This is a genomic window from Vibrio panuliri (genome assembly GCF_009938205.1).
In the GTDB taxonomy this organism is placed as follows: Bacteria; Pseudomonadota; Gammaproteobacteria; order Enterobacterales; family Vibrionaceae; genus Vibrio; species Vibrio panuliri.
On record NZ_AP019654.1, the window covers coordinates 1,835,625 to 1,859,374 of the forward strand.

The following is a 23,750-nucleotide window of genomic DNA, read 5'->3' on the forward strand; positions in this document are numbered from 1 at the left end:
GAACCACTAGACCTTCAACTCGTTGCCTTGCTTACAAACCAAGTCATTCTCGCTGAACCAAGCATCTTGAGGTTACTTGAGTATAGTCTAGCGCTAATTAGTCGTCTTCAATCAGTTTGTAGATAACAAACAGTGCGATTTCCAACAAAACAAACAGCACACAAGTGATAGTGACGTATTTTTCATCAAAAATACTGATCCCGTGTAGGATTAAGTCATACCCGACAAAAAAGGCAACAATCGCTGCAATAATGATTTGAAGTATCTGAATAAAGCGTGGCATGCATTCTCCTAATTATTTTTCTGATTTATACCAACACAACTGAGCGTTTGAGATAGAGGGTAAGTAACTCACCTGCCCTCCTCTCCTACTCCCAAACCTTGTTGAGGTAAGAGGAAGTGAGTTATCTCGCTATACCGCTGCAACATCATATTGAAAAGGTATATTAGATTAGTAACTTATGACTATACTACTTTTGTCAGTATAGAGACAAAAAGTGCAGCTTTCGCTGCACTTTGATATTTTTTGCTCAGTTATCGATCAAGCTTCCATCTCTTGGATTTTCACCTTCCACGTATCAGGACCAATTTGGTGGGCATTTGCACCGTTTGAATCCACCGCGACTGTGACTGGCATATCTTCAACTTCAAATTCGTAAATCGCTTCCATACCAAGATCTTCAAACGCGACAACACGGGCTTTTTTGATCGCTTTAGCCACCAAATATGCCGCACCACCAACAGCCATCAGATACACCGATTTATGCTGCTTAATAGACTCAACGGTTGCCGGTCCGCGTTCTGCTTTACCTATCATGCCCATGATGCCCGTTTGCTCAAGCATCATGTCAGTAAACTTATCCATACGGGTTGATGTTGTTGGCCCCGCAGGCCCCACCACTTCATCACCGACTGCGTCGACAGGGCCAACGTAGTAAATAAACTTACCTTTAAGATCGACACCTTCAGGCAGACCTTCGCCATTATCCAGCATGGTTTGCAAGCGTTTATGGGCAGCATCGCGACCAGTTAAAATTTTGCCCGAGAGCAACAGAGTTTCGCCCGTTTTCCACTCCATCGCTTCTTCTTTCGTGATCGTATCAAGATTAACACGGCGCGTGCTTTCACCCGCTTCCCATGTAATATCTGGCCAATCTTCAAGTTTAGGCGGTGTTAACTCTGCTGGCCCACTACCATCAAGGGTGAAATGCACATGACGTGTCGCGGCGCAGTTTGGAATCAAGCAAACTGGCTTAGAGGCAGCATGAGTTGGGGCAGTTTTAATCTTTACATCCACCACGGTAGTTAAGCCGCCAAGACCTTGCGCACCAATACCGAGACGGTTCACGCGGTTAAAGATATCCAATCGCAACTCTTCTTCTGCGTTTTGTGGGCCTCTCTCGATAAGCTCGTGGATATCAATATGTTCCATCAATGACTCTTTGGCGAGCACTGCCGCTTTTTCAGCTGTGCCACCAATACCGATCCCCAACATACCTGGTGGGCACCATCCCGCCCCCATCAGCGGCAATGTTTTCTCTACCCACTCTGCGATATCGTCAGACGGGTTGAGCATCACCATTTTAGTCTTGTTCTCACTGCCACCACCTTTGGCTGCAATTTGAATCTCGACCTTATCACCGGGCACCATATTGATGTGCACGACAGCTGGTGTGTTGTCTTTGGTATTAATACGTTTACCCGCAGGGTCTTTTAACACCGATGCGCGTAACGGGTTATCTGGATTGGTATAGGCTTGGCGAACCCCTTCATCCACCATCTGCTGAACCGTCATATCAGTGTCGTCCCACTGAACGCCCATACCGATATTAACAAAACAGGTTACGATTCCCGTATCCTGACAGATAGGACGATGCCCCTCTGCCGACATACGTGAATTTATTAGGATTTGCGCGATGGCGTCTTTCGCGGCTTGGCTTTGCTCACGATGATAGGCTTGCTCTAGAGCCTGAACAAAATCAAGCGGATGGTAGTAAGAAATGTACTGAAGTGCATCAGCGACACTGCTGATCACATCCTCTCTGCGGATTACTGTCATTACTTGCCTCTTTCATTGCTTCCGTTTCCCGCTTTGTTAAACTTTTCCTTGCGACAAGATAACAAAACTCTGTCATCAATTTTTATTCTAAGTAGCGGGTTCTATTTTGGTTATGATACTCTTGCTTTTCCCAACGCGCCACGTAGCTAACGATCTCTTTGTCACAATTTAAACAAATGAATAACACTCAGCCAAATTGCTTACAAATCAATCAAGTTAAATACTCTCCAGATTTAGCTCATCGCCTATTTGCCCCCATTTCAGACCTGAGTTGGGCAATGCTGTTACGCTCGGCCTCCAATGAGCATATCGACAGTCGATTTGATATTCTGGTGGCTAACCCAATTGCGACGCTGACTACCCACGGTGAAGAGACGCAGGTGTGCGAATTAGACCAAGGTTATCAATCACAAAGTGACCCATTTCATCTAATTGACGAGCTTCAGCAGCGTCATTTGCCAGCAATGGATTACCACGGTGAACTGCCATTTATTGGTGGGGCGTTAGGCTACTTCTCCTACGATCTTGGTCGCCGCGTTGAAAAACTCCCAAGCCTTGCTCAACAAGACTTACATAGCCCAGACATGGTTGTGGGTCTGTATGAGTGGGCGGTGGTGATCGACCACCAGCTGCAGCAAGCATGGGTGGTGGGACAAAATATTGAACAGCATTGGCAATGGTTGCAACAGCAGCAAGCCAAGCACACCGATAAGTTTCAACTGTGTGCAAATTGGCAGTCTAATATGAGTGAAGCACAATACCATGCGAAGTTTGCCCAAGTTCAAGAGTATTTACTCTCTGGCGATTGCTACCAAATCAATTTGGCACAACGTTTTTCTGCGCCATACCAAGGCAGTGAGTGGCAGGCGTATTGCCAACTAGAGGGCGTAAACCAAGCACCATTCTCCGCATTTGTGCGCACCGACTTTGGCGCGATTCTCAGCGTCTCCCCTGAGCGCTTTTTGCAGGTCAATCAAGGCGTGATTGAAACTAAGCCGATTAAAGGTACGCGCCCAAGATACAACGACCCCGAGCAAGACCGCGCATCAGCGCTAGAGCTTGCCAATGCAGAAAAAGATCAAGCTGAGAACTTGATGATCGTTGACCTACTGCGCAATGATGTTGGTCGTGTTGCGCGCCCTGGCAGCGTCCATGTTCCTAAGCTGTTTGATATAGAGAGCTTCCCTGCGGTTCATCACCTTGTGAGCACCATTAAAGCGGAATTAAACGACGGCTATCACGCCCTAGATCTATTGCGTGCTAGCTTTCCTGGCGGTTCGATTACTGGCGCACCGAAAGTGCGAGCAATGGAGATTATCGAAGAGCTTGAACCACATCGCCGTAACGCCTATTGCGGCAGCATTGGCTATATCAGCCGCCACGGCAGAATGGACACCAGTATCACGATTCGTACTCTGGTTGCTGAAAACGGACACTTGCACGTATGGGCCGGTGGCGGATTAGTTGCTGATAGCCAAGCCGCTTCTGAATACCAAGAGACGCTTGATAAACTCAGCCGCATTCTTCCGGTACTCGCTTAAACGTTTTTGAGCAATGTAAGCGGGACAAGAGGGTTTGTTCTGCTTAAAAGCCAGCCGCTAACTCTGCCTTATTAAAAGCAGTATGTGAGTAGCGGTTGACACACGAGTAATGTCGACGAGCCTTTCTCTTATAACAGTACCGTTACTTGCGTTGTTTTTTAAGATCGCAACCTTGCATGCGCGAACACTTCAATGAAGCAATCTGACACACGCTCCACTTCCAAATAGCCACCAGCACTTGATAACTGCCGTGCACTCAGTGCGCTTGCACCAAGTTTGTCGAACCAGTAGGGCGCAAGTGAACATTGCGCTGAACCTGTAGCGAAATCTTCAGGTATCCCGATTTTAGGAGCAAAGTATCTTAAGACATAACCGCACTCTCCATCTGCAGCAGTGACGATTAACGCATGGTAGTGACTTAGAGCTTTTATGCTGTCATAGTTAGGTTGAAATTTTGCCACTGAGTCGACAGAAGGCAAAACCAAAACTAAGTCCCGAGTACAAAACACATCAATGACATCAGTCGCCAAGCCCATTGTTTGCTCGGGCATAGTACAAGCCTTTCTTTCCCAACTAGGCAAGGTTAGTACGTAAAAGTCGTTTTTCTTTGATATTGCAACTTCACCATACTTACTCTGAAAAACCACTTGCTCTCGTTTGTATTTGGAAAGAATTGCAGCGCCCGCTCCCAAGCTTCCATGGCCACAGAGATTTATTTCTCCCTCCAGCGAAAACCATCGAATATGAAATTGCCCATCTATTTGAGTAATGAAAGAAGTCACTGGCTGGGCAGCTTCTCGAGTTAACTGAAGCAATTGAGAATCAAGCATCCAACTATCAAGTTCCATTACGCCACAAGGGTTACCAGAAGCCGATTCACCTACAAACACATCATAAATATCTACTTTAATACTCCACCATCCTAGACTGAATTTTTACGTTGAACATGAACTCCACCTTCCGAGATAAAGTGGGATAGATTTGGCACCGGAAAGGTCAATCTATTACCTGACAGTGCAGTAGTCGATTAACGCGCAGAGGAACCCTATTAAACAACAGGTACTGACGCCAAACTGGCTTGTTAGCTCTCTGATTTTAAACTGTATTGTTGTATTTTTTGAAGACCTTTGCTCATCAAAACTATCACCACAGAGCCAATCAAGACCGGAGTAACCAAGAATGACCATCCGTAGCCAGCCAACATAATTAGAATGGGATTTGCTCCTGCTGGAGGATGTGTTGTTTTAGAGACTAACATACATGTAATCCCTAACCCTGTCGCAATAGCTAAACTCATTGGTGTCACACCAACATACTGAGAAAACACTATTCCAATACTTGCTGTGATCAAGTGACCAAAAATCACATTTTTGGGTTGAGCAAGTGGACTCTGCGGCAAACCAAAAACGAGTACTGCAGTTGCCCCAAATGGCGCCATTACCAAAACTGTACTCTCGATATTAGCTTCTACCATCAGAAGAAGACCAATAGTAATAGATGCCCCAACTCCTGCAACTAATGCGGAAACATAATGATTCATATATACCTCACAATTAAAAGTAGAACAACTTGTCTACTTTTAATTGTAGACAGATCGGTCTACCCTTGTCAATATACGAAAAAATGAGTTTAAGGTGCCTTTATGAGCAAAAAACGAGACTTACTACTAAGCACAGCATTAGAGCTTTTTTACCGACACGGCATTAATTCCATTGGCATTAATGAAGTAATCAAGGTTTCTGGTGTAGCTAAGAAAACACTCTACAGCCACTTCAATAGCAAAGAAGATTTGGTACTTAAGGCGTTGGAGAAAAGACACCTTGCCTTTATGCAATGGTTAGAATCGAAACTGGAAAACACATCTAGTAATAGTGAGGTGATTGACACACTATTTAGTGCTTTGGAAGCTTGGTTCGACGGTAAAGAACCTGAATTAGGCGATTTTAATGGGTGCTTCTTTATTAACACTTCTGCGGAGTTCCATGAGGCTAAAAGTGAAATATCCCGCTATTGTAGTTTCCACAAAGCGCAAGTACGGCAGTTGATACAAAGTAAACTAAGTGGGAATTCTGAAGATTTGCTTAATGCGATTTGTTTACTAAAAGAAGGCGCGATCACAACAGCTTACATGACTGGGGCAAGTTCTGAAGTCATAGAGAACAGTGTAAAAATCTTACGCCGTCTTGAGTGCTAAATAATGATATGGAATGTCCTCTCTCTATCTGTCTAAGATAATATCAAAGCCACCATAGATAATACGCTTACCATCAAATGGCATAGGGTTATTTTCTGGCTTCATTCGAGGATCTTCCTCAATTTTAGGCCAAGCTGAATCTCGTACTTCCTTTGAAGGCCACACAACCCATGAGAACACCACTGTTTCATCTGTCTTAGCTTTTACCGCCAATGGAAATGAGGTAAGTTCGCCATCAGGTACTTCATTTCCCCATGCTTCTACAACTTGTAACGCACCGTAATCTTTAAACATTTCAGCAGCTATAGCGATATGAGCCAAATATTGCTTTTTATTCGCAGTCGGAACTGCGGCTACAAATCCATCAACAAATGACATAAGTAATCTCCTTAATATGGAGTAATGATCTTAGTCCAGTGACGAAAAAGCACATAACCAATCACATAGATTCCCTTCCCGAGGAACTGACACGCTTAGCCGCATATTATTGAGCAAGCTTAATGACCGAAATGACAAAGCGAACTAGATAACTTTGTGGTTCGAAGGGTATTGGCTGCTCGCGCAGCCAACAGGATGTTATTGCCTATCAATAGCAGCATATGTGTTATGCAATTATTCTGCGGTGTCTAAATAAATATCTTCAAGTGACTTCCAACGTAATATATCTGCATTATTAGTAATATATAGCTCATACCTGCCTAACTTAGTTGTTAGACCAAGTTCAGAAAGCAACCCTTCATTCATTTGAACTAATACGTTAGAACTTGCTGGGTCATCTAAAAAACCTTTTACAGAAGCTTCTACTTGGAAGCCTGGAGGCGCTGGATTTTCAATTAGAACCCTATCTCCCTTTTTGTAAAAAGAGCCTTTTACATGTTGTTTGTTGATCATAACTTCAAAAGCGTTCCCACTTTTTTGCTGCGAGTAAACTGCGATAGCTCGAAATTTATCTAAGGTTTGAGAACGTATCAATGCATCTTGTTGTTCAGCCCAAGACCGAACAGACGAAAGCCATATATCATTAGTTTCAATTTTACCTGCGTTCGTCTTATAGTGTTCGCTCAACGCAGCTTCTGTGCTCGTCAATGAGCCTTTAAGATCTTCAACCTTCATTAGTTGATCCAATCTATCAGACCAATCTCTTCCATGATGTATTGATATTGCTTTCTCTTGAACCGCAGATGCTGTTTTCAGTGCAGCAACTTCAGTTTCTAACTGTTGAATCCTGTCATTAGTGGAAAAATAAATACCGCCTGCCGTAAATATAGCTCCAACAAGCGCAACATCGGTAAGCCATTTAGGGACCTCAAAAGACATAAAATCCTTCCTTGATTGTCAGTCGAATCTTTTAAGTATGACACCATATAAGCCAACTTGCATAACAAGCAACATAGACTTCCCCATTTCGGGGAGCTAGCCCACTTAAGAGGCCTATATTTACACCGGAGGCAACATGTCTGATTATTCTTATTTTCGCGGGATTGATTTAGCTAAAAAACACTTCAGCATTCATGCTGTTGACTAACATACAAAGGCTTACTAAATAAATCTTTCGACTAAAATAGCAAATGTGCCACTTATACGAACAGGATGCGAAGCGTGTGGTGATGCACATTATTGGGTGAGCTTAATGACCGAAATGACAAAGCGAAGTAGATAACTTTTTGTTCGAAGGGGATTTACTGCTCACGCAGCCAACTGGATGTGGTTGCCTATTGATAAGCAATAGGAGCATATGTGTTATTCGGCTGGTGATGACGCTAGTTTTAGTAATGGTAGCGACACGAGATTATCGTGATTACTTGATCATCAACGGCATAGACAAGCCTATTGGTGTCATCAATACGACGAGACCAAAAACCAGATAAGTTTTCTTTTAGTGCCTCAGGCTTACCAATGCCCTCAAATAGCGAACGCTTAACATCGTTGATCAGCTTGTTGATGCGTTTCAGTGTTTTCTTGTCTTGGGTTTGCCAGTACAAGTAGTCATCCCAAGCATCGTCAGTCCAAGATAGTAAACGTTGACCACTACTCATCTATCAACTCTCGTGCCGTGGTTTTACCAGCACGATACTGCGCTATAGAACGATTTAAATGTTCAGCATTTTGTGGTGAGCGAAGTAAATGGACGGTCTCCATAAGACTATTGTAATAATCTAGGGACATAACTACTGCATCTTCTGAGTCACGGCGAGTAATTATAGTGGTGTCAGCATCATTAACAACACCGTCTAAAACCGCTTTAAGACTGTTTCTAGCTTCAGTAAAAGATACGATTCTCATAAGAACCTCTACATGTACATTTAATGGAACAAGTATAATCTCACAACTTTAACTTGTACAGTTAACTGAACATAAGATATTGATAAGCTAACTAGCGTATGAGATGAGTCCTCACCCGAACAATTGCCGCATTTAAGTAGTACACATTGGCACTGGAGGAGCTATGGCTGATTATTTTTATTTCTAGAGGACTTAGCTAAAAACCACTTCAGCATCTATACCGTTGACCAACATGACAACACGAAATAGATAACTTTGTTGTTCGACGAGCATTGGCTGCTCTCGCAGCCAACAGGACGTTATTGCCTATTGATCGACAATAAGAGCATATGTGTTATGTAACTGACTCAAAGACAAACTGATAGTCTTTATTTACCCAGTTCTTGCCTAGAATACGCAAATGCTTGGGATAATTTCCTTTTTCATCATACCAACAAGAAATACGCTTCCCATTAGCACTTTCTTTAAGAACAGACTCAAACCTCTTCTTCGCTTGGCTATATTTCTTATGTTCAGTGCCCCACGCAATGAACACCTCATTGGCTAGTTCAAGTTCACGCTGAAACACCTTTATGTTTTCTGAAAGCCCTAAATCGTACTTCCCAACTAAATCCTTGGGCTCTGTCGCTCTGTAGGGAAACAGATTCACGACTGTCACAGCATCAAAATTAGCATCCACGCAATAGTTAACTACATTGGAGAAAGTATTATCCATTCGGACTATATCTGCTTTACTTGGGTTCAATAGTATAAACAAAGCTTTCTTTTCACCGTTTCCCCAAACTTTTTTAAGAGAAAAACGTAAGCTTTGCTCGGTGTCGTTTGAGAATTCAGCAGACACCTCGATTGTTCTATTAACTTGTATTACCAATGTTACAACTCCATTTGTGACATAACGCGCTTACTTAAGTGGCTAGCAACGCACCACCATACGACTTGAATAAATCACCGTAAACACTGTATCAAACTAAAGCTAAAACTACCGAGCATTGGTAGTCTATCTTGAGCAGTTTGTTATTATATTTTTAATCGGTACGCTCAGGGTCTCTGTATTCTCCGTGTGTCTTACTAGCCGCCCCTACCTTGTTTTCGGCTACTAGCTTTTGAATAACTTTTTGGAAATCGACATCAGGGTATTTTTCTGACCATAGACTTTGAACTAGTTTTATATTGAACAAGCCAAAATCAAGGTTATCTAAAATGATATCTTCAAGTTCTTCTGCAAATGCTTCTATATTTTCCATATTTCATCCTTATATACATAACGAATGACATGGGTTTCCTCTCCAGAGGAACTACCACACTTAAGTGATACACATTAGCACCGGAGGAAACATGTCTGATTACTCTTATTTTTACGGGATTGATTTAGCTAAAAACCACTTCAGCATTCATGCTGTTGACCAGCACGGCAAAGTTTTACTTCATAAATCAGTCATTCGCTCTAAACTACTGACTACAATAGCAAATATGTCACCTATGCGAATAGGGGGCGAAGCGCGTGGTGGTGCACATTATTGGGCAAGCTTAATGACCAAAATGACAAAGCGAAGTAGATAACTTTGTTGTTCGAAGAGAATTGGTTGCTAAAGCAGCCAACAGGACCTTATTGTCTATTTACTGGCAGAAGGCTCATATGTGTTAGGCTAATTTTTCACGAGCATCACTAAACTTTTTAAGAACCGTGCCATCCGAGTAACCAGTGTCTAAGAAACCTTGATTGTTTAGCTGAAACCATAAAGATAACGCAGCATCTAGACCGAACTTGTTTTCTTCTGGGTCAACATTTTTCAGATACACTTCTGGAACTTCAGCTAGATCTTCCGCATACCATCGAACACCATTAGGAAAATGGATTCTGTCTTGACCAAAGTCTAGTAGAGACTCCCCACTCGCATAACGGCTGACCGTTGATGCATCTAGATATAGCCCTCGAACATAAACCTGACTTTTCCAGCACATCGCAACACATGCAGCTATATAACCACGTGACTTCCAATAGGAAAATACCCAGCCACTACAAAGGTAGTAACGAAAGTAAGGCTTATTATTAATATGACCTAAAGTCTCTTGCAGAATGAGAACTGACTCTGTTCCTCGGTCGACTTTATCGACAGTGAGTAATACTCCATCAAGATTCTCACTTCCACATCTTGCCACTAGTCCAGAAAGAAAATCACTAAATTTCTGCGGGTACTTATAAAAGTTATAGGTTGAGTAAACCTCTTCTGATGAGCCATCTAACCAGTCTCGGTTTATGCCGAAGAGATTACATGCAGAAGACAGAATTTCGTTATTTAACTTTTCAAGAAGACGTTCGTCACTACTAACATCATGGAGTGTTAAACCATGCCCGATGACATTAGGAATTTGATTTCTATGGACCCCATGAGCTTCAAAAACACTAACTAGACGAGTAGATAAAAGTTCCTGAGGTGTTTTGTCACTCTTTTTGAAACGCTTAATAGCCCTTTCCACTAAGGATACAAATGACTCAATTTCTCCGAATATCAACTGAACTTCTCCTTAATAGCCGAACGAATGACATAGATTCCCCCTCCCGATGCTCTGCCACACTGAAGTGGTACATATTGGCACCGGAGGCTACATGTCTGATTACTCTTATTTTTGCGGGATTGATTTAGCGAAAAACCACTTCAGTATTTATGCTGTTGAACAGCATTCTAAAGTCTTACTTCATAAATCAGTCACTCGCTCTAACCTACTGACTACAATACCAAATATGCCACCTATATGAATAGCTATCAAAGCATGAGGCGATGCAGATTATTAAGCAATGCTTAATGACCGAAATGACAAAGCGAAGTAGATAACTTTGTTGTTCGAAGAGCATTGGCTGCTCGCGCAGCCAACAGGATATTATTGCCTATTGACAGGCAGAAGGCTCATATGTGTTATGCAGATTATCACACTACTTTTTAGCGTCATTAAAAATCTCTTCCCACGGCATTCTCCCTAAACGAATGAAATCGATCGCCGAATATAAATGTACAAGTCCAACAGCCAACGCTAGTGATGGCTTGTTTATTAAAAAATAGTTGTTCTCGGCATTAGGTAAGACAAAATTCGTACAACTAACTCCTGTAGGTATGGAAATCGCCGTTGACAAGTAGTGATTGGAACCAACTACAATTCCCTCTGGATAGTATTCATCCATTGGTTTATCGGAAAAATAGGCTCTCAACTTTTCACTTATTAACTCGTCGGAATTTGTGCGCTCGCGACCAACATAAACACCATTACTTAAAATCATCGTAAACACTGGATTTCTAGCTGGATAAATATGGTCGGGGATTACCTTTGGAGAGGCATAGCTATGATATGTGTCATTTTGAGATAAGCCGTATTTCTCCCTACTCAGAATCAACTTCTTAACTTTACTTAACTGTTCCAACGCCTTTGTTAAACTTGAATTATCATCATTATCGATGTGTAAAGAGTGCTTTGCTTCAAAATAAGCATACACAGCTTCTATAGGAATTTTCTCTTTTTTGGAAAAGTTTCCCTTTAAAGCTCTTAGTGTAGGGAAGTTGTGTTGGTCAAAAACTATTATGTCATCCCCTTCGCGCTGACCGTTCTTATCAACAACAAATCCTCTGCAGATACCATACTTATCAGGTAAGAATTCTCTAAGAAGCTCACAAATAGCAAGCTCAAATTCCGGGCCACAATCAAAGTTATATACCGCCTGAATATCATTCAGTTTCGCTTCAATTTTTTTGGATAAAGTTACGATGAAATCATCATATAAATATGTCATTAGACCTCTCTGCATAACGAATGACATGGATTCCCCGTCCCGAGGAACTGCCACACTTAAGTGGTATACATTTGCACTGGAGGCACCATGTCTGATTATTCTTATTTTTGCGGGATTGATTTAGCTAAAAACCACTTCAGCATTCATGCTGTTGACCAGCACGGCAAAGTTTTACTTCATAAATCAGTCACTCGCTCTAAACTACTGACTACAATAGCAAATATGCCACCTATGCGAATAGGTGTCGATGCGTGTAGTGGTGCACATTATTGAGCAAGAACATTATGCTAGAGCGAAATAGCTCGATAAGACCAGCGATGTAATTTAATCCAAGCCCGCTTGCTTTGATTAGCCGCTTCATTGGTGCGCATCCATAACAACGAACAGCAAAGTTGCTTACACCTCGGCTGAACCCGAAGATAACTGGAAAACAACTGTTTAACCATTTTTTCGAATAGCGCCTACTAAGGTTAACCGATTGATGTCTAGTGACCCTATGACAAATCATAGGCAGCGGCGAGACCGCAATAAGAGATCCTCAATATGTGTTTGTCGTAAGCAATGCTTAATGACCGAAATGACAAAGCAAAGTAGATAACTTTGTTGTTCGAAGAGCATTGGCTGCTCGCGCAGCCAACAGGATGTTATTGCCTATTGACAGGCAGAAGGCTCATATGTGTTATACAAATTTTTACCGCTTTCCTTGCTTCCCTTGTTTTCGTATCCTAGCGGAATGGACAGCTTTTTGGGTACGTAACTCTTTATTTCGCGCATCTAATGCTTCTGGTAAATCTTTAAGGTAATTTTCGTGTCTTTTGACCATCCCATTAAATAAGTTTGCTCTAAATCCTGAGATACCAAGCTGTCCTTTTCTAAGGAAAAATAATTGTTGGTGACAATGCATGAAGAGACAGAATGACAAGCTTAAAAATGTAACCTGATACCAAATAGACTTGATAGTACTGTACTCTCCAGAGGAGGTCTTAATCAACGTATAAACTAAAAAACCTAGAGTAAAGAATACTATGCCTGAATAGAAGAATAATGGTGTTTTTCTTAGTGGTTTACCCGCTATTTTCACTGAAAATAGTTGAAATATTGCATATAAAGAGCTGAGTAAAAACGGTAATGCTACAGCACCAACATCAACACTTGTAAACGAATACGAAGAACTATCAAACCAATATACAAAGGAGAGGAAAACCGCAGATAAAACAGTCACAACCAAATCTTTTTGAAGAGAACCCGCCTGTTCTTTTAGTAACTTATTTTCGAGACCAAGTCGATTTCGAACATAATCTACCACTTCAATATATGCATTAACCCAGAATGCAACAGCAAACCCTAAAATATACGTAACCTTTAAACTCTCAAGAAACTGAAACCGGAAAAAAGGCTCTATTGGATTCATTTTTAGGGCAAAACAGGTAAATACTGCCGTACAAACAATCAATATAATTACCATAGCTTTGTGAAAAATCATAATTGTAGTTTCTCTATTTTGTATAACGTCGGCTTAAGGGGCTAAAAACACAAGCTTCATGTGAGATAGCCACCTTAAGCTCCAAAACCTGAATAGACTAAAAAATGATCCAGTGTTTTTAGTCCCCTTGAAGCCCTTGTTATGCACTACCAACTAAGTGGGAGTAATTGCAAATTGCCCATCAGGAGTCTTGTTGATTTCAATGGCTCTTCCAGACCAAAAATAATCACAGTACTTTTTCCCGAACTGATTGGGAATTAGTTCACCAGTGGTTTTAAACGAATGTTTAATGTAGAAATCATGAAGGCGGCTTACATCATTTTCTTCAACCGCCACCTGAACTACTCCAGAGGAACCAACCATATTCTGAACTTGCTGGATTAGATGATTACCGTAACCTTGCTTTCTGAATTCAGGGTATACGTAAAGCACAGAGAGCACAAAAAGTCTCGTTTGAGCATTAGCATTGAATGCAGCCAAATACTTTGGTGTATTGCGGAAATCTTGGTTTACGATGTAAGAGTTAACCGATGCTCTTGGGTCGATAAGTAAATTAGGCAGTATATCGCTGATAGTTTCTTCGTAGGCTTGGAAAACCTTTTTCAGGGAGCGAGGCTCCTCACTAAACCAATCTCTAACCTCATGATTCTGTATCAACATATCCACGGCTCAACCTCCTTGTGCATAACATTGTATTAGACTGAACTCTTACTAAAGCACTTCAGCCCGCACTATTTTCTTGTTCAATTTTCTCGCACAACCCCAAAATAATCAACAAGTTGCATTTCATCGAGCTTTACTTTGTGACAGTTACCTCTAGACAAAAGCGAGAACCTAGAACTTTTAGCGTTCTCGCTTGCACAGCTGAACTAACACAAATGGCTTATATTTCATAATGTTAGAAACCATAACGCGGACAAGGCAGAGAATTTGATTCTTACTAATGTCCTTCTGGGTTGGGCTTTGCTTATATAGGTTTTCGCGAAACGCGACTTTGCCGCATGCTATTGAGCAAAGCGAGATTCCCGCCTTCGCGGGAATGACAGTGTTGGTGCGGGAATCACAACATTGGGGTGAGATATTGGGCTTATCACTTAGATTGCTTAAAGTTGGCTGGTGATTTTTTCAATTTCGTCCTCCCAGAGTTTCTGTAGGTCTGGCTTTTGATGCTTGGGTTTGCGCTGTAAATCCGCATCTAGCAGAGACTCCAACTCTATCAGTCGCTCCAATAGCTTTTCATCTTCAGCCAGAACTTCACTTGGAGCAAAAGTATTTTGTTTAACTGGCTGTGCGCTGTCCGGTAAAGACGGACGCGATTGCTCGCCAAGTCTCAAATATACCTCGTCCATCGATAGATACTCTGTAAGCGCCCCATTTTGGATGAGCCAGAATCGATTACAACTTTGCTCTATTAAGCTTCGGTCATGGCTAACCAGAACCGCTGCCCCTTCAAACTCATTCAGAGTTTCAATAAGTTCCTCTTTTCCTTCCATATCCAAGTGGTTGGTCGGTTCATCGAGAAAAAGCAGGTGATACCTAGCTAAAGTGAGGCCAACAAACAGTAGTCGCGCCCGCTCTCCGCCACTAAGAGAGGCGACTTTTTGATCATGTCTAGCGTATTGAAAACCCGCACTGATTAAAGCGCGCTTGCTTTGCTCACCGCTTATTGCCACAAACTTGCTTAATGCATCAGACAAGGTGTCTTCACCATCCAGTTGTTGTAACGACTGATCGTAATAACCCAAGCGGCAGCGATCATGAAAGGTAACCGCGCTCGTGCTGCTGTCTAGGTCTGGGGTTATACCAGCGTGACTTTGCGAGTAACGTCGGTACAAAAGATTTAACAGTGATGACTTACCACAACCGTTGCTACCCAGAACCGCAATTCTATCGCCACTCTTAATACGTGCTTCTGGCATATCAAAAAGTAGCATATCGCTTTGCGCAGGTTTAACCGCAAAAGGCGCAGTTTCCATTAAGCGATTGGCAGGTAATACCTCCCCTTGAAGCGCTAAACGCCAAGGAGAAACTTCGCTAAGTTCGGTTTGTTCCTCTTCCAAGCGCTCCTTTCTAGCAAACATGGTTTTGGCCTTACGAGCTAAGTCTTCGTTATCGTAGATCTTTCCCCATAATGCTAAGCGCTTAGCGCTTTTCTCAATACGGTTGATTTCTTTTTGCTCACTATTAAAACGAAGTTGGTCTTGGGCATCCTTTTCTTGTAACGCTTCTCTTGCTTTTGTGCATGGTAAAGCAAAGCTATACAACATTTGATCACGCATCACCCATGTTGTGTTGGTCACTGAGTCAAGCAAGGTTTGATCGTGTGAAACCAATATAAAAGAGCCCTTCCATCGCAGCAAAAAATGCTCTAACCACATAAGTGAGGGCAAGTCTAAGTGGTTGCTTGGTTCATCGAGCAACAACAGATCGGGCTCATTGATGATGGCTCTGGCAAGTAAAAGTCGCATTTGCTGGCCACCACTACAGTTCGCTACGGGAATGTTCCAATCGGATGCAGAAAAACCTAACTCAGATAAGAGCAGTTCCGCACGCCATAGATCGTCTCTTTCTTGTGTTTCCGCTAATGCATCTAAAACAGAAATATGCTGCAGTTCATTAGGAACATGCTGTTCAACATAACTCATCATGCATTGCTTAGCTTTGGAGACATGCCCCTCGTCTGGTTCTTGATGCCCAGCTAGCAGTTTGAGTAGCGAACTCTTACCACTGCCGTTATGACCGATAAGACCGATCTTATCGCCACGATTGACCGTCGCATTGAGTTGTTTGAACAGTGCCGTTGAGGTATAGGAAAGTGTCAGGGATTGTGCAGTTAAAAAAGTACTCATAATTTTCTCAAGAATTTTGGCCGCAGAAGGCCGTTGTCAGGGTTGACAATAATTCTTCGAGCTTGAGAGAAAGTACTCGAGTGACGTTTTCGTCGGAAGGTAATTATTCGCTCAAGTCGAGATTATCGCAACGCGATATCGATAACTCTTGAGCGGGCCTTCATGCCATAAAAGCGTGGGTTGATTAAACACCACAAAGACATAAGTTCCTCCTTAAATTAATTGTGAAAATGGATTCATTTTCGGTTATTCGATGGCGGTTATTTTATCGTCACCTTGAACAAAGTAAAGAAATATGAGCCATTAGGCATAACTCAATGGATAATTGAGCGACGATTTAAGTCATTGGAAAGCTTGCACAAAGCAAGATAATCGTCTTGGCAGAAATGACAGAGTAAACCTACGTGGCGATCAGTAAATAATATGAGGCAAAGCAATAAGTCACTGGGTCATAAAGTTTGGGGATGACTATTTGCTTAGCATACGCACTTTTTTCTGGAGTATCGCGAGTCAAACCCTACTGCTCGTTTTCCCGCGATGCTTTGTTTCTGTTGAGGAACTTAAATACCGCCCAGATAAGATAAACGGCGACACCAACAATCAAAGCAGAACGAATCAGGATAGGCGCATCATGCTCAAGTTGGTGAATATGCGGGCCAATACTGGCAAATAATCGACTGGTAAAAAGCAGCCCCAAAACTAACATAATGATTTTATTCATGTGTTCGACCATTCAAATAGGTGCGTGGCACAGAACAAATAAGGGTGAGTTTGCGCGATAACAAAGCAAACATTGTTCTGCTCGAAACCAAAAGAATGCGCTTCTGAAACATCAGCGTCAATGCCACATCCAGCAAAAGCCAGTAAGCTAACTTTGCATTTCTGAAAGAGCTTATTGCGCCTATCCCTATAAGCTATCTGACCTAACAAGTATCACGATTAACCAAAAAGATGAAACATCAAACCCACTTTTCAATCATCGATTTTAGGTCATTTGCTGTATACGGCTTGGTTAGAATATCGTCCATTCCACTGGCGATGCATTGTTCTCGCTCTTCCAGTGTTGTCCCAGCAGTCAATGCAATAATCGGCTTTTGATAGTCATGCTTTCGTAAATGGCGAGTGGCTTCAAAGCCATCCATTTCAGGCATACGGCAATCCATAAATATCAGGTCATACTCTGTCGTTTGCGCCGCTTCAATGGCTTCCAATCCATTCACTCCGGTGTCAGGGATGATAGAGAGCTTCTTTAACATCTGCTTGATGATAATTTGATTCATGCGGATATCATCCACCACCAAAATCGAGAGGCTCTCTAACGGTTTACTTAACTCAGCATCGGCATGTTCAACGAAGCTAATGGTTTGCACCGCTTCTAATGGTAAGCAGATTGAAAACACGCTCCCCTCACCGACTTCGCTGGTTAAATCGATCGTACCAGACATCAACTCAACCAGGTTTTTACAGATCGCCAGCCCAAGCCCGGTCCCTTCATAGTTTCGCTTAGCGGTGCGGTCTGCCTGAACAAATGGATCAAACAAACGTTGCTGTGCCTGAGGGGCGATGCCGCAACCTGTATCTTTAACCCGAATAGAAAGTTCGTGACCATTCCAACTGGCGAGCACCTCGACTTTACCCGCCGAAGTAAATTTAATCGCATTGCCAATTAGGTTCGCCAAGATTTGGCTAATACGCTCAAAGTCGCCGACAAATCCTTGTGGAAAGGGCATTTCTTCCTCAATTAGAAAAGCAATTTGCTTTTCCTGCGCTTGAGGCATGAAAATTCCGTTGAGCATATTTTTAAGTTCATCCCAGCTAAATTGACTTGGGAACAACTCCATCATCCCTGCACTGATTTTACTAAAATCGAGCAAGTCATTGATGATATGCCGCAGTAAGTCACCAGAATGAGTGAGGTTGGTTAACATTGAACGCTGTTCAGGGTTGAGCTTGGTGTCAGCCAGCAGTTCAGCACTGCCAAGCAAACCATTAAGCGGGGTTCTTAGTTCATGGTTGATCATGGCGACAAACTCTTTGGTCGCTCTTTCTGATTCTTCGGCGCGCTTACGCGCTATGAGTGTTTTGGTCACCATCAACTGTCGGCTAATGGCACTGCAAATCAACTCCACGACCAGTTCCATTTGGCTTTGTATAAAGTTCGCTTCGATATCACTGGTGAAAACTTGAACGCGAAACTCCCCCACGACACCGCTTTCTACTTTTATTGGCAAACAAAGTGTTGAATCCGACCAAATGGTGTTGACCACCCAATCATCGCTGTCGTTATTTAATGGATTGCCAAATTGAACTGAAAGTACGCTAGGAATTAAGTTTGTTTGAAGGCGAAGTGTCGCGCTCGCAACCAAAGAACATGCCCGAATACGTTCAATAAAGCTCGATAGCAGACCATCATCCAGGGTTCGGCTCAAAAACGAGCGCCCGAAATGAATCAAAGATGCACTGATATAGCCTTCAAGTTCGAGCTTTTGCAGCCCTTTCAGGTTCTGACTTTCCAGTTGGTCGAGCACCAACTTGAGTTGTTGGTTGGCCTCGTAGAGTTCAAGGCTCTTTTGCTCCAACAACGTTTCAGCCTGCTTACGAGCGGCTTTTTCACGGGCTATTTTTCTCTCTAAAGCACTACTGGTCATAGAACTTCTCAAATCCTAACGGCTGACTAATCAACCAGCGATAGATGAAACCTTACGTGGCTATTATCACTAGACTGCTGATCCATCTTCACCTCTAACTTCTCGTCAAAATGATCAGCGCACCCTTGCACTAAGCCCAAGCAAACATGCGACATGCAGCGAGCACTTTTATAGTCAAACACCAGCTCTGTTTCACTCTCAGATATAAACTCAAATTTAGGTGGGTTAGCTTCCGGATAGAGCTTCTTCACTTCAATGTGGATGTAATCTTCTACTAAGCGAACAAACTGGAAACAGTTGCGACACTCACCCAAACTGGCTGAATCCGGTAAGGTGGCATAGAGATTGTTGAACACCGATTGTCCAAACACCTGTTGCAGTGTTTCTGGTGGCAGTTGCGTAATCTCGCTTAGCTTAATAATCAATTTGACTAAGTCACGGTGGTCATAACTTCCTACTGCGGTATAGATACCATCATCGTTGGCATGCTCAAGGATCTGATCTAACACCTCCAAACCAAACTTATCCTCAACCAAGTCCATAAACTCAGTAAATATGATTCCTTTCATCTGCCCATCCTTTTGTGATATGTCTATTATTATGTGCTCCAGAAGCTTAATGTGCAGGTGTCAGTAGAAACGGCACACCTTAATCAAAGCATGATCCATAAACTTGGCTTTTTCAAATAGATACAGAGGGAAATGTGCGTATACCCACCAACCGTGACGCGTTAATTCAACGCTTTCAAGTTAAGCAACCTGTCTCTTATCATGCCGAGTCTTTAAAGCGACTAGGTCAAGTAACGCCCCAGTCATTGCGCAAAGCCGCAGTGCTGATAGGCTTTGTTGAGCGAAACAAAAGCCTCAATGTTCTGTTTACTAAACGGGCACGCCATTTAAAGCATCACCCAGGTCAAGTCAGTTTTCCTGGGGGAAAACATGAAGATGATGATACTTCCCTATTGATGACGGCGTTGAGAGAAACTCATGAAGAAGTCGGAATCGCAGGAGAGAAAATTGATGTGTTTGGGGTGATGCCTGAACTGCCGACCATTAGCCGCTTCTCCGTTACCCCCTATTTAGCGTTCATTGAGCCTGACTATCAAACTCTCATCGACCGCAACGAAGTGGATGAGGTTTTTGAGGTGCCCGTTGAGATAATTTTAGATCCCTATCACCTTCAAAGTAGTACATTTTTTGTCAACCAACAGCCACATCGAGTGTTTGGGATCAGTTATGGTCAACACTTCATATGGGGCATGACTGCACAAATCATTCAGGCTTTGCAAGCCCATTTAATGCAAAAATAGTTAAGTTACTCGAAAAAATTATTATTTGATATTTCGTACGGTTAAATAAGATAAATAAAGCAAACGTTTGCTCTGAGCAAAATAACTACAAGTCATCTCTCGGATTAGATTAACTAATCTCAAGCATTAATAAAAATCACGTGTAGCACGTCATTTTCGTGACAAAAAACTCCTTTTTGCAATATCATAAGCGCCGCCCTACCAATTTATGATTTAGATCTAATTTTTATGTAATTTTTTCTTGCAGAATTGCACCCGACTTATTTCCTGTTCCCAAAAAATGAGTAACCCAAAATATGAACTCAACTACTAAATCAGCTGCGGCTGAGCAATCGTCTAGTAAGTTTACTTACAAAGACTTCACTTGGTGTCTATCACTATTCGGTACTGCAGTAGGTGCTGGTGTACTATTCCTTCCAATTAAAGCAGGTGCTGGCGGCTTCTGGCCTCTTGTTGCTCTAGCTCTAATTGCCGCTCCAATGACTTGGTTTGCACACAAATCTTTGGCGCGTTTCGTTCTTTCAGCAAAGAACCCTGAAGCGGATATCACTGACACAGTTGAAGAACACTTCGGTAAAACTGGCGCGAACTTAATCACTTTCGCTTACTTCTTCGCAATTTACCCTATCGTTCTTATCTACGGTGTAGGTATCACTAACACGGTTGACTCTTTCCTTGTTAACCAAATCGGTATGGAATCTATCCCTCGTTGGTTGCTTTCTGGTGCACTTATCGCTGCAATGACTGCTGGCGTAGTGTTTGGTAAAGAACTAATGCTGAAAGCAACTTCAGCAATGGTTTACCCACTAGTATTCATCCTACTAGCGCTGTCTATTTTCCTAATCCCTGACTGGAATACGTCAATGATTGAAGTAACCCCTGATTTCAGCGCAATGCCTGTTATCATCTGGTTAGCAATCCCAATCATCGTATTCTCATTCAACCACAGCCCAATCATTTCTCAGTTCTCTAAAGAACAACGTCGTGTACATGGTGACAACGCAGTACAAAAGACTGACGTTATCACTGGCGGCGCAGCAATGATGCTAATGGGCTTTGTTATGTTCTTCGTATTCTCTGTTGTTCTTTCTCTATCTCCAGAGCAACTAGCAATGGCACAAGAGCAAAACATCTCTGTACTATCTTACCTAGCGAACGTACACGACAACCCAATCATCTCTTACATGGGTCCTGTTGTTGCTTTCGCAGCGATTACATCTAGCTACTTCGGCCACTTCCTTGGTGCTCACGAAGGTCTAGTTGGTCTAATCAAATCTCGCTCTACTACTCCAGTAAGCAAGATTGAGAAAATGTCGCTAATCTTCATCGTTATCACTACTTGGATTGTTGCAATTGTTAACCCAAGTATCCTAGGTATGATCGAAACAATGGGCGCGCCAATGATTGCGGCAATCCTATTCATCCTACCTGTATTCGCTATGCACAAAGTACCAGCTATGGCGAAGTACAAAACTTCAGCACCTGTACAGCTTTTCACAGTTATCTGTGGTCTTGCAGCGATTACTTCTGTAATCTACGGCGCTCTTTAATCTCTGCCCCTAATTACGGCGAGTTAAAGCAAAAAGTATAACGAAAATTAAGCCTCCTTATTATGGGAGGCTTACTTATGAGGTAATCGATATGATTAGTGTTTTTGACATCTATAAAATCGGCGTTGGTCCTTCTAGCTCACACACTGTTGGTCCAATGAAAGCGGGTAAAGAATTTATTGATGATCTTCGTTCAATGGGAAAATTGCGCGACATCACTAAAATCACCGTTGACGTTTATGGATCACTATCACTGACAGGGAAAGGTCACCACACCGATATCGCAATCATCATGGGTCTTGCTGGCAATACTCCTGAGAAAGTGGATATCGATTCTATTCCGGGCTTTATTGCTCGCGTAGAAGAAACAGAACGCCTTCCTGTTGGCATGCACTGTCATACAGTTTCGTTCCCTAAAGATGGCGGTATGAACTTCCATACTTCCAATCTATCGCTACATGAAAACGGCATGCAAATCCACGCGTGGATTGATGACGAAGTAGCGTACTCAAAGACTTATTACTCTATCGGTGGTGGTTTCATCGTCGATGAAGAAAACTTTGGCAAAGAAGAAGAGAATCCGATTCAAGTTCCTTACTCATTCACAAGCGCTGAAGAGCTAGTGAACCAGTGTAAAGAACACGGTCTTTCTATCAGTACTTTGGTGATGAAAAACCAAGCTGCGCTTCACTCAGATGAAGAGTCTCGCACTTACTTTGCTAACATTTGGAAGACCATGCGCGAAGGTATGGAGCGTGGTATGAATACTGAAGGTATTCTGCCTGGTCCATTGCGCGTACCACGTCGCGCTGCTGCCCTACGTCAACAACTGCTAACGTCAGAGAAAACCTCTAACGATCCAATGGCAGTGGTAGACTGGGTGAACATGTTTGCTTTCGCGGTAAACGAAGAAAACGCAGCCGGTGGTCGTGTTGTTACCGCTCCAACTAACGGTGCATGTGGTATCATCCCAGCAGTTCTTGCTTACTACGACAAGTTCATCCAAACAGTAACAGAGAAAGATTACATCCGTTACTTCGCAGCCTCTGGTGCAATCGGTGGTCTTTACAAGCGTAACGCTTCAATCTCTGGTGCTGAAGTAGGCTGTCAGGGTGAAGTTGGCGTAGCATGTTCAATGGCAGCTGCAGGCCTTGCAGAGCTTATGGGTGGTAGCCCAGAGCAAGTATGTATGGCGGCAGAAATTGCTATGGAGCATAACCTAGGTCTTACTTGTGACCCTGTAGCAGGTCAAGTACAAGTTCCATGTATCGAGCGTAACGGCATTGCAGCAGTTAAAGCTATCAACTCGACTCGTATGGCACTACGTCGTTCATCTGCACCAACAGTATCTCTCGATAAAGTTATCGAGACTATGCTAGAAACAGGTAAAGATATGAACGCGAAATACCGCGAAACTTCTCAAGGCGGTCTAGCGATTAAAGTGATCTGCTAATCTAGCTGTGATCTTTAGTCAAAATATCAGTCGAATCATGTTCTATTGATAATTCTAAAAAGTATAATGGCGACACATAAGGTCGCCATTTTTTTATGCAGTACTAATGAGGCAATATGATTGCAATCAAGCCGGCCAAGCTTAAAGATTTCGCCAGTTTAATGCAGCTTGAGGTGTTACCCGAACAAAAGCACGCTCACCTACCCTTTGAGCAGGCATACCATAATCGTTCAAAGTATGAGGTCATTCTGACTTTATCTGTTGATCACCATCCGATTGGCTATCTCGTCGTCGACAAAGCCTTCTCCCACTACGCTACATTCGCGCGCCGTAATGAACTGGGGCTTAAATACATCGTTCTTGATAAAAACTACCAGAGACAAGGCTGGGGTAAAAAGGCGATGCAGAAGCTTTTTGTCTATGCCAATGCGATTAACGCTGACAGTGACTCGTTGTGCGTTACCCTCGCAGCGAATGATGAATCATCGCAAGGCTTTTTCGCTGCCTTAGGCTTTACTGAAGAAGCAAAACTCTTTTTTGGTAAAAACGGCAAAGAGCGCATCATGCGCCACAAGCTATAAAAAAAGCCAATCAATGATT

General features: G+C 42.6%; 24 protein-coding genes and 3 pseudogenes. 9 read left to right on the forward strand and 18 right to left on the reverse strand.

Features of this window, described 5'->3' with window-relative positions; all coding sequences use genetic code 11:
- Positions 1 to 97: 97 nt before the first annotated feature.
- Positions 98 to 283, reverse strand: coding sequence for a hypothetical protein (locus GZK95_RS08360; protein ID WP_075707665.1), 186 nt, complete (start codon positions 281 to 283; stop codon positions 98 to 100).
- 258 nt (positions 284 to 541) lie between these two features.
- Entirely contained in the window at positions 542 to 2,059 is a 1,518-nt protein-coding gene (locus GZK95_RS08365; RefSeq protein ID WP_075707667.1) for a fumarate hydratase, read from the reverse strand.
- 176 nt (positions 2,060 to 2,235) lie between these two features.
- Here GZK95_RS08365 and pabB point away from each other — a divergent pair, with 176 nt between their 5' ends.
- Positions 2,236 to 3,600, forward strand: a complete 1,365-nt coding sequence (gene pabB / locus GZK95_RS08370) for an aminodeoxychorismate synthase component 1 (RefSeq protein ID WP_075716416.1) — start codon at positions 2,236 to 2,238, stop codon at positions 3,598 to 3,600.
- A gap of 158 nt (positions 3,601 to 3,758) precedes the next feature.
- Here pabB and GZK95_RS08375 read toward each other — a convergent pair whose 3' ends face one another.
- Positions 3,759 to 4,490, reverse strand: a complete 732-nt coding sequence (locus tag GZK95_RS08375) for a PhzF family phenazine biosynthesis protein (protein ID WP_318630701.1) — start codon at positions 4,488 to 4,490, stop codon at positions 3,759 to 3,761.
- Between the two features lie 191 nt (positions 4,491 to 4,681).
- Positions 4,682 to 5,140, reverse strand: coding sequence for an HPP family protein (locus tag GZK95_RS08380; protein ID WP_075716418.1), 459 nt, complete (start codon positions 5,138 to 5,140; stop codon positions 4,682 to 4,684).
- 102 nt (positions 5,141 to 5,242) lie between these two features.
- On the opposite strand from GZK95_RS08380, the gene GZK95_RS08385 reads away from it, so the two are divergent.
- Positions 5,243 to 5,794, forward strand: coding sequence for a TetR/AcrR family transcriptional regulator (locus GZK95_RS08385; RefSeq protein WP_075707675.1), 552 nt, complete (start codon positions 5,243 to 5,245; stop codon positions 5,792 to 5,794).
- Positions 5,795 to 5,818: 24 nt separating this feature from the next.
- Here the strand turns inward: GZK95_RS08385 and GZK95_RS08390 are convergent, their stop codons facing one another.
- The 6 genes from GZK95_RS08390 to GZK95_RS08415 all read right to left on the reverse strand — a co-directional run bounded on the left by GZK95_RS08390 (position 5,819) and on the right by GZK95_RS08415 (position 9,321).
- The gene (locus GZK95_RS08390; RefSeq protein ID WP_075707677.1) at positions 5,819 to 6,172 is read right to left on the reverse strand and encodes a DUF1428 domain-containing protein; all 354 of its coding nucleotides are present in this window, start codon (positions 6,170 to 6,172) and stop codon (positions 5,819 to 5,821) included.
- A gap of 234 nt (positions 6,173 to 6,406) precedes the next feature.
- Positions 6,407 to 7,111 carry a hypothetical protein gene (locus tag GZK95_RS08395; protein ID WP_075716419.1) on the reverse strand — a complete coding sequence of 235 codons (705 nt, stop codon included), beginning with the start codon at positions 7,109 to 7,111 and terminating at the stop codon, positions 6,407 to 6,409.
- Positions 7,112 to 7,560: 449 nt separating this feature from the next.
- Positions 7,561 to 7,830 carry a Txe/YoeB family addiction module toxin gene (locus GZK95_RS08400; RefSeq protein WP_075716420.1) on the reverse strand — a complete coding sequence of 90 codons (270 nt, stop codon included), beginning with the start codon at positions 7,828 to 7,830 and terminating at the stop codon, positions 7,561 to 7,563.
- Entirely contained in the window at positions 7,823 to 8,077 is a 255-nt protein-coding gene (locus tag GZK95_RS08405; protein ID WP_075707683.1) for a type II toxin-antitoxin system Phd/YefM family antitoxin, read from the reverse strand. The genes GZK95_RS08400 and GZK95_RS08405 overlap by 8 nt, the downstream gene beginning before the upstream one ends.
- A gap of 334 nt (positions 8,078 to 8,411) precedes the next feature.
- A complete protein-coding gene (locus GZK95_RS08410) occupies positions 8,412 to 8,918 on the reverse strand; it encodes a DUF1643 domain-containing protein (protein WP_161987206.1) in 507 nt (168 codons plus the stop codon).
- 184 nt (positions 8,919 to 9,102) lie between these two features.
- Positions 9,103 to 9,321 (reverse strand): hypothetical protein, encoded by a 219-nt coding sequence (locus GZK95_RS08415; protein ID WP_075716422.1) that lies wholly within the window; start codon positions 9,319 to 9,321, stop codon positions 9,103 to 9,105.
- Between the two features lie 91 nt (positions 9,322 to 9,412).
- On the opposite strand from GZK95_RS08415, the pseudogene GZK95_RS08420 reads away from it, so the two are divergent.
- Positions 9,413 to 9,634, forward strand: a pseudogene (locus tag GZK95_RS08420) (IS110 family transposase); the annotation flags it as partial.
- A gap of 84 nt (positions 9,635 to 9,718) precedes the next feature.
- Here GZK95_RS08420 and GZK95_RS08425 read toward each other — a convergent pair.
- Positions 9,719 to 10,591, reverse strand: a complete 873-nt coding sequence (locus GZK95_RS08425; RefSeq protein ID WP_075716424.1) for a hypothetical protein — start codon at positions 10,589 to 10,591, stop codon at positions 9,719 to 9,721.
- Between the two features lie 94 nt (positions 10,592 to 10,685).
- On the opposite strand from GZK95_RS08425, the pseudogene GZK95_RS08430 reads away from it, so the two are divergent.
- Positions 10,686 to 10,826 (forward strand): annotated as a pseudogene (locus tag GZK95_RS08430) (IS110 family transposase); the annotation flags it as partial.
- 183 nt (positions 10,827 to 11,009) lie between these two features.
- On the opposite strand, the gene GZK95_RS08435 reads toward GZK95_RS08430, so the two are convergent.
- Complete coding sequence (locus tag GZK95_RS08435) at positions 11,010 to 11,858, reverse strand: DUF6602 domain-containing protein (protein ID WP_075716426.1); 849 nt, start codon at positions 11,856 to 11,858, stop codon at positions 11,010 to 11,012.
- 87 nt (positions 11,859 to 11,945) lie between these two features.
- Here GZK95_RS08435 and GZK95_RS08440 point away from each other — a divergent pair.
- Positions 11,946 to 12,128: pseudogene (locus GZK95_RS08440) on the forward strand (IS110 family transposase); the annotation flags it as partial.
- 421 nt (positions 12,129 to 12,549) lie between these two features.
- Here the strand turns inward: GZK95_RS08440 and GZK95_RS08445 are convergent.
- The 6 genes from GZK95_RS08445 to GZK95_RS08470 all read right to left on the reverse strand — a co-directional run bounded on the left by GZK95_RS08445 (position 12,550) and on the right by GZK95_RS08470 (position 19,407).
- A complete protein-coding gene (locus tag GZK95_RS08445) occupies positions 12,550 to 13,341 on the reverse strand; it encodes a hypothetical protein (protein WP_075713570.1) in 792 nt (263 codons plus the stop codon).
- A 153-nt stretch (positions 13,342 to 13,494) separates the two neighbouring features.
- Positions 13,495 to 14,001 carry a GNAT family N-acetyltransferase gene (locus GZK95_RS08450; RefSeq protein WP_225624009.1) on the reverse strand — a complete coding sequence of 169 codons (507 nt, stop codon included), beginning with the start codon at positions 13,999 to 14,001 and terminating at the stop codon, positions 13,495 to 13,497.
- A gap of 443 nt (positions 14,002 to 14,444) precedes the next feature.
- Entirely contained in the window at positions 14,445 to 16,190 is a 1,746-nt protein-coding gene (locus GZK95_RS08455) for an ABC-F family ATP-binding cassette domain-containing protein (protein ID WP_075713566.1), read from the reverse strand.
- 517 nt (positions 16,191 to 16,707) lie between these two features.
- Complete coding sequence (locus tag GZK95_RS08460; RefSeq protein ID WP_075713564.1) at positions 16,708 to 16,911, reverse strand: hypothetical protein; 204 nt, start codon at positions 16,909 to 16,911, stop codon at positions 16,708 to 16,710.
- A 238-nt stretch (positions 16,912 to 17,149) separates the two neighbouring features.
- On the reverse strand, positions 17,150 to 18,838 hold the full coding sequence (locus tag GZK95_RS08465; RefSeq protein WP_075713562.1) for an ATP-binding protein: 1,689 nt from the start codon (positions 18,836 to 18,838) through the stop codon (positions 17,150 to 17,152).
- Positions 18,839 to 18,864: 26 nt separating this feature from the next.
- Complete coding sequence (locus GZK95_RS08470; RefSeq protein WP_075707703.1) at positions 18,865 to 19,407, reverse strand: heme NO-binding domain-containing protein; 543 nt, start codon at positions 19,405 to 19,407, stop codon at positions 18,865 to 18,867.
- Positions 19,408 to 19,541: 134 nt separating this feature from the next.
- Between GZK95_RS08470 and GZK95_RS08475 the strand changes: the two genes are divergently transcribed.
- The 4 genes from GZK95_RS08475 to GZK95_RS08490 all read left to right on the forward strand — a co-directional run bounded on the left by GZK95_RS08475 (position 19,542) and on the right by GZK95_RS08490 (position 23,731).
- A complete protein-coding gene (locus GZK95_RS08475) occupies positions 19,542 to 20,147 on the forward strand; it encodes a CoA pyrophosphatase (RefSeq protein ID WP_151148847.1) in 606 nt (201 codons plus the stop codon).
- Between the two features lie 296 nt (positions 20,148 to 20,443).
- Complete coding sequence (locus GZK95_RS08480; protein WP_151148846.1) at positions 20,444 to 21,697, forward strand: aromatic amino acid transport family protein; 1,254 nt, start codon at positions 20,444 to 20,446, stop codon at positions 21,695 to 21,697.
- A 91-nt stretch (positions 21,698 to 21,788) separates the two neighbouring features.
- The gene (locus GZK95_RS08485; RefSeq protein WP_075707709.1) at positions 21,789 to 23,150 is read left to right on the forward strand and encodes an L-serine ammonia-lyase; all 1,362 of its coding nucleotides are present in this window, start codon (positions 21,789 to 21,791) and stop codon (positions 23,148 to 23,150) included.
- Positions 23,151 to 23,266: 116 nt separating this feature from the next.
- The gene (locus GZK95_RS08490) at positions 23,267 to 23,731 is read left to right on the forward strand and encodes a GNAT family N-acetyltransferase (protein WP_075713262.1); all 465 of its coding nucleotides are present in this window, start codon (positions 23,267 to 23,269) and stop codon (positions 23,729 to 23,731) included.
- The last annotated feature ends 19 nt before the right edge of the window (positions 23,732 to 23,750 follow it).

Bases quoted from the DNA above. Each gene is read 5' to 3' on its own strand.
- GZK95_RS08360 (WP_075707665.1), bottom strand. From the start codon at position 283: ATGCCACGCTTTATTCAGATACTTCAAATCATTATTGCAGCGATTGTT.
- GZK95_RS08365 (WP_075707667.1), bottom strand. From the start codon at position 2,059: ATGACAGTAATCCGCAGAGAGGATGTGATCAGCAGTGTCGCTGATGCA.
- pabB (WP_075716416.1), top strand. From the start codon at position 2,236: ATGAATAACACTCAGCCAAATTGCTTACAAATCAATCAAGTTAAATAC.
- GZK95_RS08380 (WP_075716418.1), bottom strand. From the start codon at position 5,140: ATGAATCATTATGTTTCCGCATTAGTTGCAGGAGTTGGGGCATCTATT.
- GZK95_RS08385 (WP_075707675.1), top strand. From the start codon at position 5,243: ATGAGCAAAAAACGAGACTTACTACTAAGCACAGCATTAGAGCTTTTT.
- GZK95_RS08390 (WP_075707677.1), bottom strand. From the start codon at position 6,172: ATGTCATTTGTTGATGGATTTGTAGCCGCAGTTCCGACTGCGAATAAA.
- GZK95_RS08395 (WP_075716419.1), bottom strand. From the start codon at position 7,111: ATGTCTTTTGAGGTCCCTAAATGGCTTACCGATGTTGCGCTTGTTGGA.
- GZK95_RS08400 (WP_075716420.1), bottom strand. From the start codon at position 7,830: ATGAGTAGTGGTCAACGTTTACTATCTTGGACTGACGATGCTTGGGAT.
- GZK95_RS08405 (WP_075707683.1), bottom strand. From the start codon at position 8,077: ATGAGAATCGTATCTTTTACTGAAGCTAGAAACAGTCTTAAAGCGGTT.
- GZK95_RS08415 (WP_075716422.1), bottom strand. From the start codon at position 9,321: ATGGAAAATATAGAAGCATTTGCAGAAGAACTTGAAGATATCATTTTA.
- GZK95_RS08435 (WP_075716426.1), bottom strand. From the start codon at position 11,858: ATGACATATTTATATGATGATTTCATCGTAACTTTATCCAAAAAAATT.
- GZK95_RS08445 (WP_075713570.1), bottom strand. From the start codon at position 13,341: ATGATTTTTCACAAAGCTATGGTAATTATATTGATTGTTTGTACGGCA.
- GZK95_RS08450 (WP_225624009.1), bottom strand. From the start codon at position 14,001: ATGTTGATACAGAATCATGAGGTTAGAGATTGGTTTAGTGAGGAGCCT.
- GZK95_RS08455 (WP_075713566.1), bottom strand. From the start codon at position 16,190: ATGAGTACTTTTTTAACTGCACAATCCCTGACACTTTCCTATACCTCA.
- GZK95_RS08460 (WP_075713564.1), bottom strand. From the start codon at position 16,911: ATGAATAAAATCATTATGTTAGTTTTGGGGCTGCTTTTTACCAGTCGA.
- GZK95_RS08465 (WP_075713562.1), bottom strand. From the start codon at position 18,838: ATGACCAGTAGTGCTTTAGAGAGAAAAATAGCCCGTGAAAAAGCCGCT.
- GZK95_RS08470 (WP_075707703.1), bottom strand. From the start codon at position 19,407: ATGAAAGGAATCATATTTACTGAGTTTATGGACTTGGTTGAGGATAAG.
- GZK95_RS08480 (WP_151148846.1), top strand. From the start codon at position 20,444: ATGAACTCAACTACTAAATCAGCTGCGGCTGAGCAATCGTCTAGTAAG.
- GZK95_RS08485 (WP_075707709.1), top strand. From the start codon at position 21,789: ATGATTAGTGTTTTTGACATCTATAAAATCGGCGTTGGTCCTTCTAGC.
- GZK95_RS08490 (WP_075713262.1), top strand. From the start codon at position 23,267: ATGATTGCAATCAAGCCGGCCAAGCTTAAAGATTTCGCCAGTTTAATG.